Here is a 17,631-nt window from a genome sequence, read left to right as displayed (position 1 = left end):
TTGGTATAATTATGGTGAGTGAATGATGAAAGGAAGATGACATTGGAAACGATTAAAACGATTACGACTGATGAGTTGGAAAAGAAGTTGAAGAATGGGGAAGATCTGCTTTTAGTGGATGTTCGTGAAGATGAAGAAGTGGCAGAAGGGGTGATCCCGGGAGCGAAGCATATCAAGATGGGCGAAATTCCTGAGTCACTGGATCAGTTTGATAAAGACAAAGAGTATATCTTCATCTGCCGTTCAGGAAACCGCAGTGGAAATGTCGCTCACTACATGCAGGAGCAAGGATATAAAGTGGTGAACATGGAAGGCGGCATGATGAACTGGGCCGGTGAGACAGCAGAGAAGAAATAATGGGTTTTATGTGGAGCACGTTCCTTTTTTAAGGGAACGTGCTTTTTAATTTAACCTATATTAATCATGTTCTTTACTTGTATCATACTCAGCCAGTGCAACAGCAATTTTATCTTCAATATCCCTTAAGTTACTAGCCATAAAGTTATTTAAGATGATGGAGAATACAAGATCTTTTCCATCTTTAGTCGTCACGTAGCCGGAAAGTGAGGTAGCCCCCGTAATCGTTCCTGTCTTGGCTTTTACATTTCCTTCAGCGAGGGTTCCTTTCATGCGGTTTCTCAAGGTTCCTCCCTCCAACCGGTTACTTGCACCTGCAACTGGAAGAGCGTTCAGATAAATCGGATACCATTCCTCTTGTTGAACTGAGTAAAGTAACTTTGACAATTCATTTGCTGGAATATTCGTGACATGAGATATACCAGAGCCATCTCGAATTCTCATGGTATCTGTATTTAATCCACGAATTGAAACGTAGTCTTCAAGCACTTCAAGCCCTTTTTCCCAACTACCATCATGATGAACGACCCGTCCCATTTCTTTCACCAATGTTTCCGCAATCGTATTGTTACTTAGCTTCATGAAGGGAACCAATAAATCAGAGAGTGGCAGGGACTCTTTTGTGAACAGGACTTCAGCATCTGCTGGGGTTTCTCCATAGTCACCCTGGTGTTGTTTGACATGGACTCCTGATTGTACAAGTGATTTCTTAAATAAGTCCAGTGCATAACCAGTAGGTTCCCAAAGCGTCACCCAAGACCGGGCAGTTGAACTATCGACCGGTATAGAACCTTCTACCACAATATTGTTGGACCCGTGTTCTCGGGAAACGCTGATCGACCGTGTTCCGCTTTCGATGGTTTTCGTTTTGTTAGTGACGGTCGGATAGCTTGTCTCAGGAGAAAGTTTAATGTCTGCTGGCTGCCCGGCTTGTGTAGGGGTAGTTTCAACGATGACGGTACCAGCATCATAATCTGTATCAGGTGAAGCTGTAAGAGCTGAGATTTGAGCACCGTAATAATACGATTCATCATTCCAGATCATATCTTCAGAAAGCCTTACCGAGTTATACCAACTGTCATCTGCAATGATATTCCCTTGGATCGTTTCGATATGATTGGACTTTAAGAATGCTGCCATTTTATCAAAATCATCTTTTAAAAGGGTAGGGTCACCTTTTCCTTTTAGATATAGGTTCCCTTTCAAGACATTTCCCACAATCTGTCCATCGGTTAATATTTCTGTTTTGAATGTGTAATCGGGCCCAAGTGTATGAAGGGCAGCAGCTGCAGTCAATAGCTTCATATTAGAGGCAGTTTTCAAACGTATATCCCCTAAGCGATCAAGAATAATTTCACCACTTTCAGCATCACGCACACTGACAGAACCTATAGCGCCATCTAAGCGTTCGTCTGCAAGTATATCGTGAATTTGCTGCTCTAAATCTGCATGATCAATTGATGCGTTTACTGATGTAGGAGTCTCAGTTGAGTGCAAGGGGGTCAAGATGAGGGTGAAAAGAAATAAAATTGCTAGTATACGATTCTTGCTTAGTTGTAATTGATTCATTAAATCCCTCCTAAATGGCTAATGTACTTATATTAAATGAAAATTGAGAAAATTATAATAAATTTGCAGTATTTATACAAAAAATGAATATATTGTCATATTTTACGCTACTTAAATGGGATGGAATATGTATCCTTTCTCTTAGTGGGACTCTTGTAAGTCGCAGTGAAGGAGGTTGGGGGGCTTTTTTTGTTGATAGTGGAGAGATTTGATAACAATCAAGACACTATTAAGTGTTTCAGCTGAAATTAGACAATCTTTAGAATCCTGAACCTGATGAATTGTGAATGTAAGGTATTTTATCAGCGAAATCGGAGGTATATCAGCGGAATTTTTATTTTATCAGCGAAATCCGGGATATATCAGCGAAATTTTCATTTTATCAGCGAAATCAAAAAACACCACACTACCCGTAACAAATCCGCCCTCACCCTCCCAAAATATTTCTACTGAATCGTTTGAAAACTCACTATTCTGACAATACTAATACCAAAAACGATCCGGGAGGGGATTCCATGATCCAGGTAAAGGTATTCGACTACGAGCATGAAAAAGATTTAGAGAAAGATATGAACCAATTTCTCAGTAAAATGGATGATAAAAAAATCGTCGATATTAAATATCACGTAGCGGCGATGTCGGAGGAAGTGGAGGACCAGATCTATTGTTTTTCGGCCATGGTCGTGTATAGAAAATAAAAAGGTTGATCGCTCTGAATGTGCGGATCAACCTTTCTTTTTTTACTATCATACCTTCGCCGCATTCAACCCCGCAAGCCGTCCGGTTACGAGGGCGGAAGTGATGTTATAGCCACCTGTGTATCCATGGATATCAAGCACTTCCCCGCAGAAGAAAAGGCCATTCATCTTTTTAGAAGCCATCGTTTTCGGCTCGATTTCTTTGATGGAAACCCCTCCGCCTGTCACAAAGGCTTTATCGATGGATAGTGTCCCGTTCACATTGAAAGTGAATTGTTTTAAGAGCTTTGCGAAATGGCGGATTTTCTCTGAAGAGATGTGATCCCCTTTTTCATCGTGATCGATTTCTGCACGATCCAGTAAGAACAGCAGATATCGCTCAGGGACGAGACCTTTGAAGATATTTTTCGCCGCTTTCTTCCCTTCTTCCTTTACCTGCTTGTGGATAGATTGGAAGAGCTGCTCTTCATTTTGATCAGGCATGGAATCGATCTGCATGGCGACGTGTGTCAGGTTCCATTTTTTCATGGCCTTCACCACGTATTGACTGCATCGGAGCACAGCCGGTCCGGAAATCCCTAAATGAGTAAAAATCATATCCATTTTATGCGTGATGATTTTCTTCCCCTTAGGGTTCAATACGCTTAAATCGACGCTCCTTAAAGAAAGGCCCTGAAGCTCTTTCTTTTTAATAAAAGGTTCGTCCGACGTAAGGGGAACTTCTGTCGGAAACAGATCCGTGATCGTATGACCGGCTTTCGTCGCCCATGGATATCCGTCCCCAGTGGACCCGGTATGGGGAACGGATTTTCCACCGACCGCGATCACGACAGCATTTGCAGCGATCGTTTTCCCATCTTTTAAGAGGATGCCGACCGTCTCTCCGTTTTCATATAACACTTCCTCGACACTTGTGCTTGTCCGGGTGTCGATCTTCAATTCCTTCATGCGCGTCAATAACGCTTCGACCACATCCATGGCCCGGTTCGAAACCGGGAACATTCTTCCGTGATCTTCTTCTTTTAGTTGAATACCAAGTTTCTCAAAGAAAGAGATGATATCTTCATTATTAAACTCAGAAAAAGCGCTGTATAAAAAACGTCCGTTCCCCGGGATGTGCTTGATGATTTCCTCAACGGGGAGCCGATTGGTCACGTTGCAGCGGCCGCCTCCTGAAATCGCGAGCTTTCTGCCAAGCTTGGTTCCTTTATCTACAAGAAGGACTTTCGCGCCGTATTCCCCGGCTGCGATACTGGCCATAAGGCCGGATGGTCCCCCGCCTATGACGATGACATCGTATTTCTTTACCATAATTTTCACCAACTTTACCTATTCGCTTCTTATTTAAGAAGTTTCACCTTATTTTAAATGGGATAGGTTTTAAATACAACATTCGAAAAAAATTGTCATTCGATTCGTACAGTAGTAAACTACTGATAGTGTATAAATTTCTGAGTTTGATTTTATTTTGTTTGTTTAACGCGCAACAAGATATATAGAGAGGGATACTATGTCATCTAAATTAATAAGAGGAACGTTTATCTTGACGTTAGGGACCTTTATTTCTAAGTTTTTAGGTCTTTTTTATGTTATACCGTTTGATGATTTGTTAAAAGGTCATGAAGAAGGGGCATCCCTTTATCAATATGGGTATGTACCGTATACCATTTTTCTGACTGTGGCGACTGCGGGAGTGCCGCTGGCCGTTTCGAAATTTGTCTCAAAATATAATGCCATAGGGGAATATGCCGTAGGGCGAAGGTTATTTAAATCAGGCCTGGTGTTAATGACGTTGACGGGGATTGTATCATTCCTCATTATGTATGCATTTGCACCGGTTTTTGCTGAAATGACGATTAAAAGTGACGAGCAGGTGATTTCAGTTGCACAGGTAACAACGGTCATACGTGCGGTAAGCTTTGCACTGATCATCATTCCGTTTATGAGTTTGATTCGGGGATTCTTCCAGGGGCATCAATCCATGGGCCCGACGGCGGTTTCCCAGGTGATTGAACAGATTGTCCGTATTGTGTTCTTACTCGGAGGAATTTATGTTGTATTAAATATAATGGATGGATCAGTGACGACCGCCATCGCCGTAGCCACATTTGCTGCATTTGTCGGTGGACTGGCAAGTCTTGGTGCTTTGATTTGGTATTGGTTTAAAAGAAAGCCTCATTTAGATGAGTTATTAGAGGAAGATCGCGGTCAGGAAGAGATTTCATTACGATCGATGTACAAGGAAATCATCGCCTATTCGATTCCGTTCATTTTTGTGGGGCTCGCCAACCCATTGTTTCAACTGGTCGATCAGATCACCTTTAATACAGCGATGGCGGATATCGGAAACGCGAAAATCTCGGATCATGCCTTCGCCGTGTTAAACTTCTATACTCATAAGCTGGTGATCATTCCGGTGTCCTTGGCAACCGCCTTTTCCATGACGCTAATTCCTTTAATTACGACATCTTATACAAGCGGTGACCGGAAAACAATGCGCAGAAACATCGACCAAACGTTTCAAATACTATTGTTTCTAACAGTTCCGGCAGCTTTGGGAATCGCGCTTTTAGCTGAGCCGACGTATACAATGTTCTATCACAGCGACGAATTAGGAACGTCTATTTTAAGATCGTATGCACCTGTTGCGATACTCTTTGCTTTATTTGCCGTTACGGCAGCGATTCTTCAAGGAATCGACGAGCAGAAATTCACCATTTTCAGCTTGCTTGTCGGCTTACTTCTCAAGCTTGTCCTGAACATTCCGTTGATTCGCTTGTTCGAAACTCAAGGTGCAGTCATCGCTACTGTGATTGGGTATGCGGTAGCGATTCTAATCAATTTATACATCATTAAAAAATACGCGAGATATCAATTCCGATTGATTATGAGAAGAACCATGTTCATTGGAGCCTTGAATGCCATAATGGCAGTGGTGGTATTGGTGCTATACAGTGTACTGGTCCAATTCCTTAATCCGGAGTCCGGATTCCAATCGATTATTCTCGTTGCGATCTGTGGAGGAGTGGGAGCACTCGTTTACTTCTACTTAAGCTTAAGAAGTAAATTGGCAGATCGATTATTCGGAGATAAAGTAACGAGAATTCGCAGTAAACTTCGCATAGGGTAAAGAAAAAGGGATGATACATGCCGATCATCCCTTTTTTTATTGAGAGTTTATTTAGTGGAGCAGGAGGGTTGATTTGCCCCCGTTATTTAAATGATTGCGTCGATTTCGACATTGTTGGACCATTAAAAAATCCGAATACTAATTGTTATAATATCCAAGCTGTCTTTCAAGTCGCTCTACTTTTCGTTCTAAGCGGTCGACTCTACGGTCCAGACGCTCATATTGTCTTTCAAGCCGGTCTAACCGGTCGTTGACGCCGCCGCCATAACCTTGACCGGGAAAACCCGGATATCCTTGACCGCCGCCTCCAGGGAGTGGAATAGGGATCAATAGACCACCTGAACCTTGTTGTCGATATGGATACATATGCTTCACCTCAAATATTTTTTCATAGTTGCTTACCTTTAGTAGCCTATGTTAAGAATAGAAACATGAATGGGTAAGTGCCTATTGAAGGGTCAAATCACTAATAAAATCAGCATTGAAGAAAAAGAAATTAACATAAACGGAGCGTGATTAATTTTGAGAATAGATAAAATGCTTGCCAATATGGGTTACGGCAGCCGGAAGGAAGTAAAGAAATTATTAAAGGATGGCGGTCTTCAGGTCAATGGAGAGGTCATTAAGGATGGAAAGGTACATATCAATACGGAGAAGGATACGGTGATGTTGTACGGAGAACAGGTCGAGTATCGTGAATTCATCTATCTTCTCATGAATAAGCCGCCTGGTGTCATCTCAGCAACTGAAGATGGACAGGATGAAACCGTCATTGATCTGCTTCAATTGGAAGATCAAATATTCAATCCTTTTCCGGTTGGACGACTGGATAAGGATACAGAAGGTTTCCTTCTCATTACGAATGACGGTCAATTATCTCATCAGCTCCTTTCTCCGAAGCGCCACGTTCCGAAAACGTATTTTGCCGTGATTGACGGGGAAGTGACGGAAGCGGACGTGGAAGCTTTCAAAAATGGAGTAACGTTGGATGATGGTTACGAAACAAAGCCGGGGAAATTAACGATTTTAAAATCAGGTATAACCTCTGATATTGAATTGACGATTACAGAAGGAAAATTCCATCAGGTGAAAAGGATGTTCGAAAGCGTAGGCAAGCGCGTCATGTATTTGAAGCGTTTGACGATGGGGCCACTTGAACTGGATAAAGACCTGGAGCTTGGGGAATACCGTGAGCTGACGGATGAGGAAGTCACGCTACTTAAGGAATACAAGCCGGAATAAACAAAAAAACGGGGCAGCACCCTTTGGTAAAGGTGCTGCCCCGTTTCATTGTTTAAAAGTCATTTTAGTCCGCTATTCTTATTGTTCAGCTCCGGCGGCTAGTCCCTCGAGGTCATAAGCCAAGAACGCCAAAAAGGCAAAGGGCGCCTTTCCGGCGTTCTCGTCTTATGCTTGTCGGGCCTGAATGAGCCGCCTCCACATTTCTATGTGTCCAGCTCCAGGGCTTAGAGTCTCGAGGTCATAAGCCAAACCTGCCAAAAAGGCAAAAACCCGCCTTTTCGGCAGGTTCGTCTTATGCTTGTCGCCTCTGGGCAAAGCCCTTCCGCTTTTCGTTTATGAAGTCATCTTTACTTTTTTCTGCGTAGTTGTCCACTGCCCCCGACTCGGGCTCTGGACCAGGTCATTATAGGCTAACACGTTGAGATCTCTTTGTATGGTGCGAGGAGTAATGCCAAATTCGTCTACAAGATCTTGAGTTGTTACAGTACCCTTCTGTTTAATGTACATGTATACAGCTTTGATTCTAGTGAGCATACGATTGGTTGAAGGTTTCAAAGAACCACTCCCTCATCATTTTTCCGAAAGGCAAAGACTACATGCGTCATTTGTGCACCTCACGTGCTACCATATGTACTATGCGCTTTAGACAACCCCTTTTCTACATATAAAGTTTACTCATAAGATGTCAGACAATTACATTGTAACCCTAATCCGACAAAATTTCTAGAATATTGTCCAAATTTACAAACAATTTACGTAGTAACTCCTGGTTGTATTCCTAAGATATGAATAAAATGCTAAATATATGTATTTTTATCTTATAAAGTTCTATTCGTATAGATTATTGCCATCTCACAGGAGAAAGGAAGTAGTGGATTTGCGCTAGAGGACAAGTGTAGGAACAAAAACGTGGACCGTTCCTTTCCGCTCCAGGCACTTGCTTTCCGCGGGGAGGAAGTCAAGCCTCCTCGGGCTTTGCCCTGCGGGGTCTCGACCTTTCCTCTATTTCCCGCAGGAGTCAAGTGCCTTCCGCTACAATCCACTCTGTGCTTCTGAATTCGGACTGCCTAAAATACACAAAAATAAAAAAATTTGTAGATACGTTGAGCGTTTGTTTCAAAAACAAATTATTTCATAGGAGCACCAAGTTAACTTCACGATCAGGCACACGCTGATTGACTGAGCCCTGCACTTACATAGTCATTCTACCGGATTCTCTCTGTTTGGATTTCCCCATGAAACAGTATAAAATGATAAGAGAAGTAAATACATATAGAGCAGGTGGAAATGAATGAGTATTAATTGGACGAATGAAGTGGAGAAGCGGAAAGACGATTTGCTGAAGGATCTGCAACATTTCCTGCAAATTAAAAGTGTGCTGGATGAAGAGAATGCGACTGAAGATGCGCCACTTGGCAAAGGGGTGAAGGAAGCTCTCACCTACCTGTTAGCATTAGGGGAGAAAGACGGATTCACTCCTAAAAATGTCGACCATCTTGCAGGGCATTTAGAATTTGGTGAAGGGAAGGATCTCCTCGGTATCCTTTGTCATGTGGATGTTGTGCCGGAAGGGGATGGATGGAGTGTCGAACCTTATGGCGGTGAGATAAAAGACGGTAAGATTTATGCCCGTGGAGCGATCGATGACAAGGGTCCTACAATGGCTGCTTACTATGCCATGAAAATCGTAAAAGATCTTGATCCCGCCTTTAATAAGCGAATCCGAATGATCATCGGAACAGATGAGGAAAGTGACTGGAGATGTGTAGAGCACTATTTCAAAAAAGAAGAAATGCCTACAATGGGATTTGCCCCTGATGCCGATTTCCCCATCATCCATGCAGAAAAAGGGATTGCAGACTATGATTTAGTTCAAACAATCCCGACGGATGCGTCCCAATCGGGCATAAAAGTCCTGTCCTTCGAGTCGGGCCGCCGCTACAATATGGTTCCTGACTATGCAAAGGCAGTCCTTCTAGTGGATGAGGACCATACAAAATGGGTTCAAAACTTTGAAATTTTCACAAAGGAAGAAGATATCAAAGGCAACTATTACATTGAAAACGGAGAGCTTGTTTTTGAAGTTGAAGGTGTGTCTTCCCATGGAATGGAGCCTGACAATGGTAAGAATGCGGGCCTCTATTTAGCAGCTTACTTATCTCAGCTGCCTCTATCATCTCAAGGCGAAGAGTTCTTTACGTTCACGACAAAGCATTTCTTTAAAGATTCAAGAGGGATCCAGCTAGGCGTGAGCTATCGGGACGATATTACAGGAGATCTAACGATCAACGTAGGGAAGCTGCGCTATTCAGATGCTGAAGGCGGACGATTAGGATTGAATATGCGTTATCCTGTAACGTTCGAGATGGAAAAAGGAAAGGCAATCATTGAGAACGTAGAAGGCTATTCAATCGAAAACTTCTCGGATAGTAAACCTCATCATGTGTCTAAAGATGATGAACTCGTTCAGACGCTGAAAAAAGTATATGAGGATCAAACCGGTGAAAGAGGCGAGTTATTAAGCATCGGTGGAGGGACTTACGCCAGAAGTTTAGAGGCGGGTGTAGCCTTCGGGGCATTGTTCCCCGGCCGTGAAGATATTGCACATCAGAAGGATGAATATATGTATATAGAGGATCTCCTTAAAGCAACGGCAATTTACGCTCAGGCCATCTATGAATTAGCATGTGAATCTTAAGAGAGACAAGGGGAGAGTAGTATGAACTCAGTATTTATTAATGGGGAAGTTGTGGATCGTGCCAATGCAAAAATCGATATAGAGGATCGCGGGTATCAATTCGGGGATGGGATCTATGAAGTGATTCGCGTGTACGGAGGAAACACGTTCACGATGAAGGAGCATATGGTGCGACTTTACCAAAGTGCTGAAAAGATGAAGCTTGAAATTCCATATCCAGAAGAAGAACTGACTGCGCATCTTCTGAAGCTCATCGATTCCAATCAAGTGAAAGACGGGATCGTTTATTTACAAGTGACTCGCGGTGTGTCTGCCCGTCAACACCATTTTCCTTCGGGAGATGTAATAGGGAGTGTCGTTGCCTATACGAAGGATTTTCCAGTTCCTTCTCAACAAATGGAGCTTGGTGTAACGGCAAAGCTTTTGGAGGATATCAGGTGGCTCCGATGTGATATTAAGAGCTTGAATCTTCTTGGAAACCTGCTGGCAAAGGAGGAAGCTGCTTCTGAGGGGCATTTTGAAGCGATTCTGCACCGTGGTGATACGGTAACGGAAGGCTCTTCTTCAAATGCATTTATGGTGAAAGACGGTGTCATTTACACACATCCCGCGACAAACTTGATTCTCAATGGTATTACGAGAAGAGTCATTGAAGGTTTATGCAGGGAAAATACGATCTCTTTTCAAGAAGAGGCGTTTCTTGTACGTGAGCTTCTCGAAGCGGATGAAGTATTCATTGCAAGCACGACTTCAGAAGTAATGCCCGTCATTAAGATTGATGAGCAGACGATCGGCGATGGAAAACCCGGTCCTGTAACGAAAAGGCTGCAGGCACTCTTTAGTGAAAGAAAAAGGGAGCAAAGCCCGGTAAAATAGTTGGAGGCTTTACATGAGATTGATTTGTTCACAACCATTTATGAAGACAGAACGAAGAATAGAAGATAACCAGCAATTCACGGTAGAGACGGAGGAGCATCTTTATTTATATGTGGATCGAATCGAGACTCCTACGAAAAGTTTCACCATCAAGGACGTGATGGATGTGACAAGCAAGCCTTTGTCAGCTTACTATACTTTCTTGTATCTTCACACGATTGAAGGAGTATGGACGTTCGTTGTAAAGTCTTCTCCTGAACATTTCATCACCCAGTATCATAAGGTCAGATAATCATAAGAAAGAGGCTGCGCAGTCATGGGCGCAGCCTCTTTTGGTTATTGTCCGGCTCGATGAGCAGTTTTTGTAATTAAAATCTAAACAGGTCGCTTGAAAGATATCTTTCTCCTGTATCACAGGCGATGCACACGACTACATCTTCGGGTGATAATTTCTTTGCCACTTCAATGGCTGCATAACAAGCGGCTCCTGATGAGGGTCCTACAAGAATTCCTTCTTCACTGGCCATTCTGCGGGCGATATCGTAGGCATGCTCGTCTTCGATTTTATGAATTTCATCATACACTTCCGTATTTAGGATATCTGGAACAAATCCGGGACTCGTCCCAACTAATTTATGCTTCCCTGGCTTTCCTCCAGAAAGAACCGGAGATCCCGCCGGCTCCACCACATGAACGGCAAGATCGGGGTAGTGCTCTTTTAACACTTCACCTGTCCCTGTAATGGTGCCCCCGGTTCCCGCAGTCGCAACAAATGCAGATAATGGCTTGCCGATTTCTTTCATGGCTTCGACAATCTCGAGAGCCGTCGTTTTCCTGTGGGCATCTGGGTTCGCATCGTTTTCAAACTGCATCGGCATGAAGCTGTTTGGGATTTTCTCTGTTAATTCTTTCGCTTTTTCAATAGCACCCGGCATTTTGTCATCTCCAGGTGTCAGGACTACTTCAGCTCCATATGCCTTCAACAAGTTAATACGCTCTTGAGTCATTGTATCGGGCATCACCAGGATAGCGCGATATCCCCTTGCAGCTGCATTCATGGCAAGGCCGATACCGGTGTTTCCACTTGTGGGTTCTATGATGGTTGAACCTTCTTTTAATAAGCCTTCCTTTTCTGCTTCTACGATCATTTGAAAGGCTGCACGGTCCTTCACACTTTTACTCGGATTATAGAATTCCAATTTAACATACACATCCGCCCCATCAGCAGGATTGAGGCGATTCAATTTGACAAGGGGGGTGTCCCCGATCAATTCAGCAATATTTTGTACAACTTTCATGTTCAACTTCCTTTCAGAAAAACGTTCTTATACTATCGTACTAATTCAGATAAATCTTATCAAATAAATGCGCTTTGTATTTCATTTTTATTGCATTTCTCCCTGGTCATTCTCTCTCATGACACATTTTGCTAAAATGGTAGTAACAAATGAAAGGACGAGTGATATGTTGAAAGCTCACTATTTCTTTGCACTTTCACTGTCTCAAGAAACGAAACGCCATATTCAAAAGTGGACGCAGCCCATGAAGGATGAGAATTTCTTTAAGAACTGGGTGCACCCACAGGATTATCACCTTACACTGGCCTTCTTGGGGAGTGCGGATGAACTTCAACCCGTGATCCATAAAGTAGAGGCTCTCGAGTGTTCTGCTTTCCCTTTAACCCTTGACCACTTCGGCATCTTTGGCAAAAGTGATTCACCCAGAATACTTTGGATGGGTATTCAGCCATCAGAAGCATTACAACGGGTTCGGGACCGTGTGTATGATTCGTGTGAAGAAGCGGGCTTTCAATTAGATAAGAGACCTTTTTCTCCGCATATCACAGTAGGGCGAAAGTGGAATAAAGCTTTCCCGTTTACAACCGAATGGTTAAATGCGTTTCAGCCGACGCATACCCACTCCTTTACAGCAGTAGAAATTGTGTTATATCAAACTCACTTAGATAGACTCCCAAAGTATGAAGCCATTTACACGAAATCATTACAGGCAAATCGACCGTCATGAAAGGATAGATTCATATGGCACAGCTGATTAAACTTCAAGATTACGTTTCCAGGTACGAAATGGATTTATATAGATATCCTTCCCAATTTGTCCGATTAAAAAAGCAGCAATGGGAAAAAATGAAACAACATTGGGAAAATGGCGATCATCCCCCGGTTACGCCAATCATTAAGGATGAAGTGCAAGAAGGGGAAAGGAATTCCATGAAGGAGAAGCTCTTTTCACTCTTTATAAAGAAAGATGCTGGAGAAGAGGAGCAGCCAATTTCTACTGAGGGGTATGATGATGAAATTGAAATTGAAATGGATTCACACCAAGATATCTCTACAGAGGAAGAATTAAAGGTTTCCTTCCTGGACCTTGTTTTTGATTTTCAGTTGAGGTGGGCAAGCTCCACGCTTATGGAGAAGTCCTATGTGGATAACAGCTATCATTATGACGAGCGGTTACGCTATTTGCTTCAGCGCTTCCCGGATAACATATTCGTGATGTACAACCCGGTTCTGAAAATTAAACATGCACCAGTAGAACTCGAAACCATTCTGATCACGCCGACAGGAATCTGGTGTTTGACCTTTCTTGAATTTGAGGAAGGAACCGCCTATATAGGATCGGGCGATCGATTCTGGTTGAAAAAATGGGGAGATGTCGAGACAAAGGTATTAAACCCTATAATCGGGCTCAGGAGGATGGAGAGTATACTCCATCAGATCATCCAATATGCAGGAGTGGAGCTCCCTATCTATAAAGGTGTAATAAGCAGGAATGGATACATAGATTACCCACAGGCTCCAGGGGGCATCCAGTTTCTGGACAAGCGGCTGCACAACGAATGGTTCCAGCAGCAGCGCTCAAGCTCTTCTCCAATCAAGAGTGTGCAGCTAAAAGCGGCACAAGCCATCATGGAGTATTGCCAAACTACTTCTTTCAAAAGACTTCAGTGGGAAGAACAGGCTGTTGGATCAGATGAGAATCAACAATGAAAACGATTTTTATCGTGAACCCTTCTGCAAAGAATCATCATTCCTTATCTTCCTGGAATCGATTTAGTCACACCATCGACATCCCTCATGAAATTTTTGTGACGGAGCAGCCCGGGGACGTAAAGAGCATTGTCGCAAGTAAGGTCAACCAATTTCCTGACGACTTGCTCCTTGTAGTGGGAGTCGGTGGAGATGGCACCATGAACTCTGTGGTCAGTGGAACAATCGGTTTTGACAAGGTCGTTATAGGGTATATTCCATCAGGAAGTGGTAATGATTTTGCAAGAGGCTATAAATGGCCTAACAATCAAAAACAAGCATATACCTTAATAAAGCAAGGATTACAAAAAGAGGATATCGTGCTTCTGGATTCTGGGCAATATACCATGAACAGCGGACCAAAAGGGCATTTCGTGAATAATATAGGAATAGGCTTTGATGCCCAAATTGCCCGGAAGGCCAATCGTTCTTCCTTTAAAAAATGGTTGAACAAATGGTCCCTTGGGCAGCTGATCTATCCTATCCTTCTTTGTAAGGAAGCGTTTACGTTTAAACCATTTACTCTTTCGATAACGGTCGATGGAAAAGAACAACGGTTCCACAAGGTATGGTTTGTGACGATTTCGAATCAGCCTTTTTTTGGGGGAGGTATGAAAATCGCCCCGCAGGCCTGTCCTCGAGATGGATACATCGATATGACTCTCGTCCACGGGTTATCGAGGTGGAAATTACTCTTGGTCTTTTTATCCGTATTCTTCGGAAAACATACGGCTTTCAAAGAAGTCAGCACGTGTTCGGGAAAAAGGATGACAATTCAGTCGAATCAGGATGTACCTGTTCACGCAGACGGAGATACAATTGAAGAACTAAAGAAGGCTGATGAATTGAAGGTGCATGTTCTTCCAATGAGTTGGAAAATGTTAAACAGAAGTGGGTGGCAGAAGTGTTAGTCATTAGCAGGCATTACGATGCGTTTTTAGATACATTCAATACGATTACAATGATTCTTCCGTACGATTATCATGAAGGTAATTCCAGTCACTTCTCCCTGATGAAGGGAAGTGAAAAAATAGCTCTTCACATTGAAGAAAAGATTCCCTTGAATGATGCCATGAAATATGTCACGGCGATCCAGGGTGAAAAGGTAATCTTAGGTGAAATGTATGAAGTGGTAGATGAACATAACACAAAGACAGACCTGCAGATCGGGGCGGTCATTAGAACAGAAGAATTTGATCAACGCTATTATTACGACGGGGATGACCTTGGTGTTACATACCAAGAAGGGTGCACCGTGTTTAAAGTATGGTCTCCGACGTCAACAGAGGTAAGATTAAAACTGAAATCCCCTGATGATGAAGAAATCCAGTATCCTTTTGCGAGAGTCGAGAACGGCGTATGGGAATGCAAGGTGAATACGGATGTAGATAGGTATTATTATACGATTCTAACGTGCATTAATTTAGTGTGGGAAGAATCAATCGATCCATACGCTAAATCCGTTTCATACGATAGTGAATGGGGACGTGTGATAAACCTGGATAAACGTGAGGCACTTTCCTCTCTTCCGCCATTATCATCCCCTACGGATGCAGTCATTTATGAACTGAACATCCGGGATTTCTCAGCTCAAAAAGAAAGCGGCATGAAATACAGGGGAAAGTATCGTGCTTTTACAGAAAAAGGGACTTCTACTCCAAGAGGATTCAGCAGTGGGATCCAGTATCTGAAGGAACTGGGGATCACCCATGTTGAACTGCTTCCAGTAAATGATTTCGATGGGGTGACGGATCACCCTGAAGATAAAAGCTACAATTGGGGATACAATCCTTTGTTTTTTAACGCACCAGAAGGAAGCTACAGCTTAAAGCCTGAAGATCCCTATGAGCGAATCAATGAACTGAAAAGCGTGATTCGAAGCCTTCATGAAGAAAATATCAGGGTCATACTGGATGTGGTGTATAACCATGTTTTCATTCGGGAGAATTCATCTTTCGAAAAGCTCGTGCCAGGGTATTTCTTCCGTCATGATCAAAATGGCTTACCGTCAAACGGCACGGGAGTGGGAAATGACTTTGCGTCAGAACGCCTCATGGCCAGGAAATTCATCGTTGATTCGATTCTTTATTGGATAGAAGAATACGGTGTCGACGGCTTCCGTTTTGATCTCATGGGAATTCTTGATATTGAGACCATGGCGACAATCCGTGAAGAAGTGGAGAAGGTTCTGCCGGGAGCGATTCTAATAGGGGAGGGTTGGGACCTGAATACGCCTCTGCCCCCTCATCAAAAAGCGAACCTGCGTAACGCCCATCAGCTTCAAGGAATCGGTCAATTCAATGATTGGTTCAGGGACACCATTAAAGGAAGTACCTTTAACTTATATGACAAAGGATTTGCCCTCGGTCACGGTCATTTGGAACAAAAGGTAGAACTCGTCCTGACGGGAAGTGTCGGGATGAAAAGTGGAGAAAGAGGACTCTTTAAAGAACCGACCCAATCGGTCAACTATGTGGAATCACATGATAACCACACCCTTTGGGATAAAATGAAGGCTTGTTTAAATGAAGATGAAGAAACCCTTATGGATCGCCATAGATTGTCAACGACGATGGTGCTGTTATCACAGGGAATCCCTTTTCTTCATGCAGGACAGGAGTTCTACCGAACGAAAAAGGGCATTGAGAATAGCTACAATTCTCCAGTGGAAATCAATCAACTAGACTGGATTAGAAGAGAAGAATATGATGATGTTGTCCAATACGTTAAAGCGCTGATCCAAATCCGTAAAAGTCACGGCGCCTTCCGTTTCCATAAGAGCGGCTTGATCCGGGAGCATGTGGAAGTATCCCATAGCATTGAAAATCTTGTCGTCGTTCATTATCGGAATGTACACCCATATGGTCCGTGGAATGAGATCTTCATGGTCTTTCATTCTGATACGAAAAAATGTGAGTATTCTCTTCCCGAAGGAAAAGATTGGATTTGTTTGTCAGATGGTAATCGGGCAAATGTAAAGGGTCTTTATGAGGTAGAAGTGCCAACCATAACCCTTGAACCCGTCTCTTCCTATGTATTTGTAAGGTAACAGTTCATTCCAGTGCTTGACGAAAACGCAAGATGACGATAAAATCTTAAACAGATGGCTATTGATTGTATTGCCCAATAGCTGTCTTTTTTATTTTATAAAACCTTTTTTACAGTTAATAATTGAATTTAAAAATATCGTTAATGAACATATAAACATGACAAAGGACCAATAGAAGGTGAATATATTGGAACACTTATTTGACCAAGATTGGGAAATAGTCCCCGCAGGCGGTGCAACCGGAGAAGCGTTCTTTGCTCAGTATCAGGAGCAGAGATTATTTCTTAAACGTAATTCTTCTCCCTTTGTAGCTGTATTATCAGCAGAAGGAATTGTGCCTAAGCTAGTTTGGACTAAAAGAATGGAAAACGGGGACGTCATAACGGCACAGCACTGGTTAAATGGGAGAGAACTAAAGCCTGAAGAGATGAAGGATGAAAGAGTGGCCAGGCTCCTCAATAAGATTCATTCCTCTAAGCCGCTTTCAACAATGCTTGAACGCTTGGGGAAAGAGCCGTTTCAACCCGAGCATATGCTCACGGAAGTGGAAACAGGCTTAGAATTCGATCTTCTTTCATTACCAGTTATCAGAGAGGCGCTCCTGTTTCTTCAAAAAGAGCTTTTGGATGTTCAACAAGAGGAGTATGTAGTCTGCCACGGAGATGTTAATCATAACAACTGGCTGCTGTCTGATTACAACCAGTTGTATTTAATTGATTGGGATGGGGCCATGATTGCAGACCCGGCCTTTGACGTAGGTCTGTTATTATACTGGTATATCCCTGAGGACCAGTGGGAAGGCTGGTTAACTCAATACGGCGTTGAGTTAACCGATAACTTAAAGTTGCGAATGAAATGGTACGTGGTGGCACAAACGATTTTATCCATTCAGTGGCATAAAGGAAAAGCTCGATTCCACGAGATGAATCATTGGATTGAATACCTGCACAAGGTGATCTGATTTA

The 17,631-nt window shown here is 42.9% G+C and carries 17 protein-coding genes; 12 read left to right on the top strand and 5 right to left on the bottom strand.

The window, feature by feature from the left end:
• The first annotated feature begins 42 nt into the window (after window positions 1–42).
• The gene (locus tag ACCB35_RS17415) at window positions 43–357 is read left to right on the top strand and encodes a rhodanese-like domain-containing protein (protein ID WP_044340314.1); all 315 of its coding nucleotides are present in this window, start codon (window positions 43–45) and stop codon (window positions 355–357) included.
• A 60-nt stretch (window positions 358–417) separates the two neighbouring features.
• On the opposite strand, the gene dacB is transcribed toward ACCB35_RS17415, so the two are convergent.
• Window positions 418–1,926: a D-alanyl-D-alanine carboxypeptidase/D-alanyl-D-alanine-endopeptidase gene (gene dacB, locus ACCB35_RS17410; protein WP_374054667.1), complete on the bottom strand. Its 1,509-nt coding sequence runs from the start codon at window positions 1,924–1,926 to the stop codon at window positions 418–420.
• A gap of 515 nt (window positions 1,927–2,441) precedes the next feature.
• Here dacB and ACCB35_RS17405 point away from each other — a divergent pair.
• Window positions 2,442–2,624 (top strand): sporulation protein Cse60, encoded by a 183-nt coding sequence (locus ACCB35_RS17405; RefSeq protein ID WP_044340313.1) that lies wholly within the window; start codon window positions 2,442–2,444, stop codon window positions 2,622–2,624.
• A gap of 48 nt (window positions 2,625–2,672) precedes the next feature.
• On the opposite strand, the gene ACCB35_RS17400 is transcribed toward ACCB35_RS17405, so the two are convergent.
• The gene (locus tag ACCB35_RS17400) at window positions 2,673–3,935 is read right to left on the bottom strand and encodes an NAD(P)/FAD-dependent oxidoreductase (RefSeq protein WP_374054666.1); all 1,263 of its coding nucleotides are present in this window, start codon (window positions 3,933–3,935) and stop codon (window positions 2,673–2,675) included.
• 199 nt (window positions 3,936–4,134) lie between these two features.
• On the opposite strand from ACCB35_RS17400, the gene ACCB35_RS17395 reads away from it, so the two are divergent.
• Window positions 4,135–5,754 carry an oligosaccharide flippase family protein gene (locus ACCB35_RS17395; RefSeq protein ID WP_374054665.1) on the top strand — a complete coding sequence of 540 codons (1,620 nt, stop codon included), beginning with the start codon at window positions 4,135–4,137 and terminating at the stop codon, window positions 5,752–5,754.
• A gap of 138 nt (window positions 5,755–5,892) precedes the next feature.
• Here the strand turns inward: ACCB35_RS17395 and ACCB35_RS17390 are convergent, their stop codons facing one another.
• Entirely contained in the window at window positions 5,893–6,120 is a 228-nt protein-coding gene (locus ACCB35_RS17390; protein ID WP_374054664.1) for a hypothetical protein, read from the bottom strand.
• Window positions 6,121–6,291: 171 nt separating this feature from the next.
• Here ACCB35_RS17390 and ACCB35_RS17385 point away from each other — a divergent pair, with 171 nt between their 5' ends.
• The gene (locus tag ACCB35_RS17385) at window positions 6,292–6,996 is read left to right on the top strand and encodes a pseudouridine synthase (protein ID WP_374057060.1); all 705 of its coding nucleotides are present in this window, start codon (window positions 6,292–6,294) and stop codon (window positions 6,994–6,996) included.
• 333 nt (window positions 6,997–7,329) lie between these two features.
• Here ACCB35_RS17385 and ACCB35_RS17380 read toward each other — a convergent pair whose 3' ends face one another.
• Window positions 7,330–7,551, bottom strand: a complete 222-nt coding sequence (locus ACCB35_RS17380; protein WP_206851743.1) for a DeoR family transcriptional regulator — start codon at window positions 7,549–7,551, stop codon at window positions 7,330–7,332.
• Between the two features lie 736 nt (window positions 7,552–8,287).
• Between ACCB35_RS17380 and pepV the strand changes: the two genes are divergently transcribed.
• From pepV to ACCB35_RS17365, 3 genes are read left to right on the top strand one after another with little or no spacing between them, the layout of a single operon-like run.
• Window positions 8,288–9,694 (top strand): dipeptidase PepV, encoded by a 1,407-nt coding sequence (gene pepV / locus ACCB35_RS17375; RefSeq protein WP_374054663.1) that lies wholly within the window; start codon window positions 8,288–8,290, stop codon window positions 9,692–9,694.
• Window positions 9,695–9,715: 21 nt separating this feature from the next.
• Window positions 9,716–10,570: a D-amino-acid transaminase gene (gene dat / locus ACCB35_RS17370; protein WP_374054662.1), complete on the top strand. Its 855-nt coding sequence runs from the start codon at window positions 9,716–9,718 to the stop codon at window positions 10,568–10,570.
• A 13-nt stretch (window positions 10,571–10,583) separates the two neighbouring features.
• On the top strand, window positions 10,584–10,862 hold the full coding sequence (locus ACCB35_RS17365; RefSeq protein ID WP_044340306.1) for a hypothetical protein: 279 nt from the start codon (window positions 10,584–10,586) through the stop codon (window positions 10,860–10,862).
• 76 nt (window positions 10,863–10,938) lie between these two features.
• Here the strand turns inward: ACCB35_RS17365 and cysK are convergent, their stop codons facing one another.
• Complete coding sequence (gene cysK, locus ACCB35_RS17360; protein ID WP_044340305.1) at window positions 10,939–11,868, bottom strand: cysteine synthase A; 930 nt, start codon at window positions 11,866–11,868, stop codon at window positions 10,939–10,941.
• Between the two features lie 166 nt (window positions 11,869–12,034).
• On the opposite strand from cysK, the gene thpR reads away from it, so the two are divergent.
• The 5 genes from thpR (at window position 12,035) to ACCB35_RS17335 (ending at window position 17,627) form a co-directional block, all read left to right on the top strand.
• Window positions 12,035–12,595, top strand: coding sequence for an RNA 2',3'-cyclic phosphodiesterase (gene thpR, locus ACCB35_RS17355; RefSeq protein ID WP_374054661.1), 561 nt, complete (start codon window positions 12,035–12,037; stop codon window positions 12,593–12,595).
• Window positions 12,596–12,609: 14 nt separating this feature from the next.
• Entirely contained in the window at window positions 12,610–13,578 is a 969-nt protein-coding gene (locus tag ACCB35_RS17350; protein ID WP_374054660.1) for a nuclease-related domain-containing protein, read from the top strand.
• The gene (locus tag ACCB35_RS17345; protein ID WP_374054659.1) at window positions 13,575–14,528 is read left to right on the top strand and encodes a diacylglycerol kinase family protein; all 954 of its coding nucleotides are present in this window, start codon (window positions 13,575–13,577) and stop codon (window positions 14,526–14,528) included. The genes ACCB35_RS17350 and ACCB35_RS17345 overlap by 4 nt, the downstream gene beginning before the upstream one ends.
• Window positions 14,522–16,666, top strand: coding sequence for a type I pullulanase (gene pulA, locus ACCB35_RS17340; RefSeq protein WP_374057059.1), 2,145 nt, complete (start codon window positions 14,522–14,524; stop codon window positions 16,664–16,666). Before ACCB35_RS17345 ends, pulA begins: the two co-directional genes overlap by 7 nt.
• Before the next feature lie 187 nt (window positions 16,667–16,853).
• Window positions 16,854–17,627, top strand: coding sequence for a phosphotransferase family protein (locus ACCB35_RS17335; RefSeq protein ID WP_044340300.1), 774 nt, complete (start codon window positions 16,854–16,856; stop codon window positions 17,625–17,627).
• Window positions 17,628–17,631: the final 4 nt, after the last annotated feature.

This window comes from Rossellomorea sp. FM04394, from assembly GCF_041889765.1.
GTDB lineage: Bacteria > Bacillota > Bacilli > Bacillales > Bacillaceae_B > Rossellomorea > Rossellomorea aquimaris_B.
The sequence above is the reverse complement of the archived record's forward strand: the minus strand, read 5'-3'. Positions and strand labels throughout refer to the sequence as shown.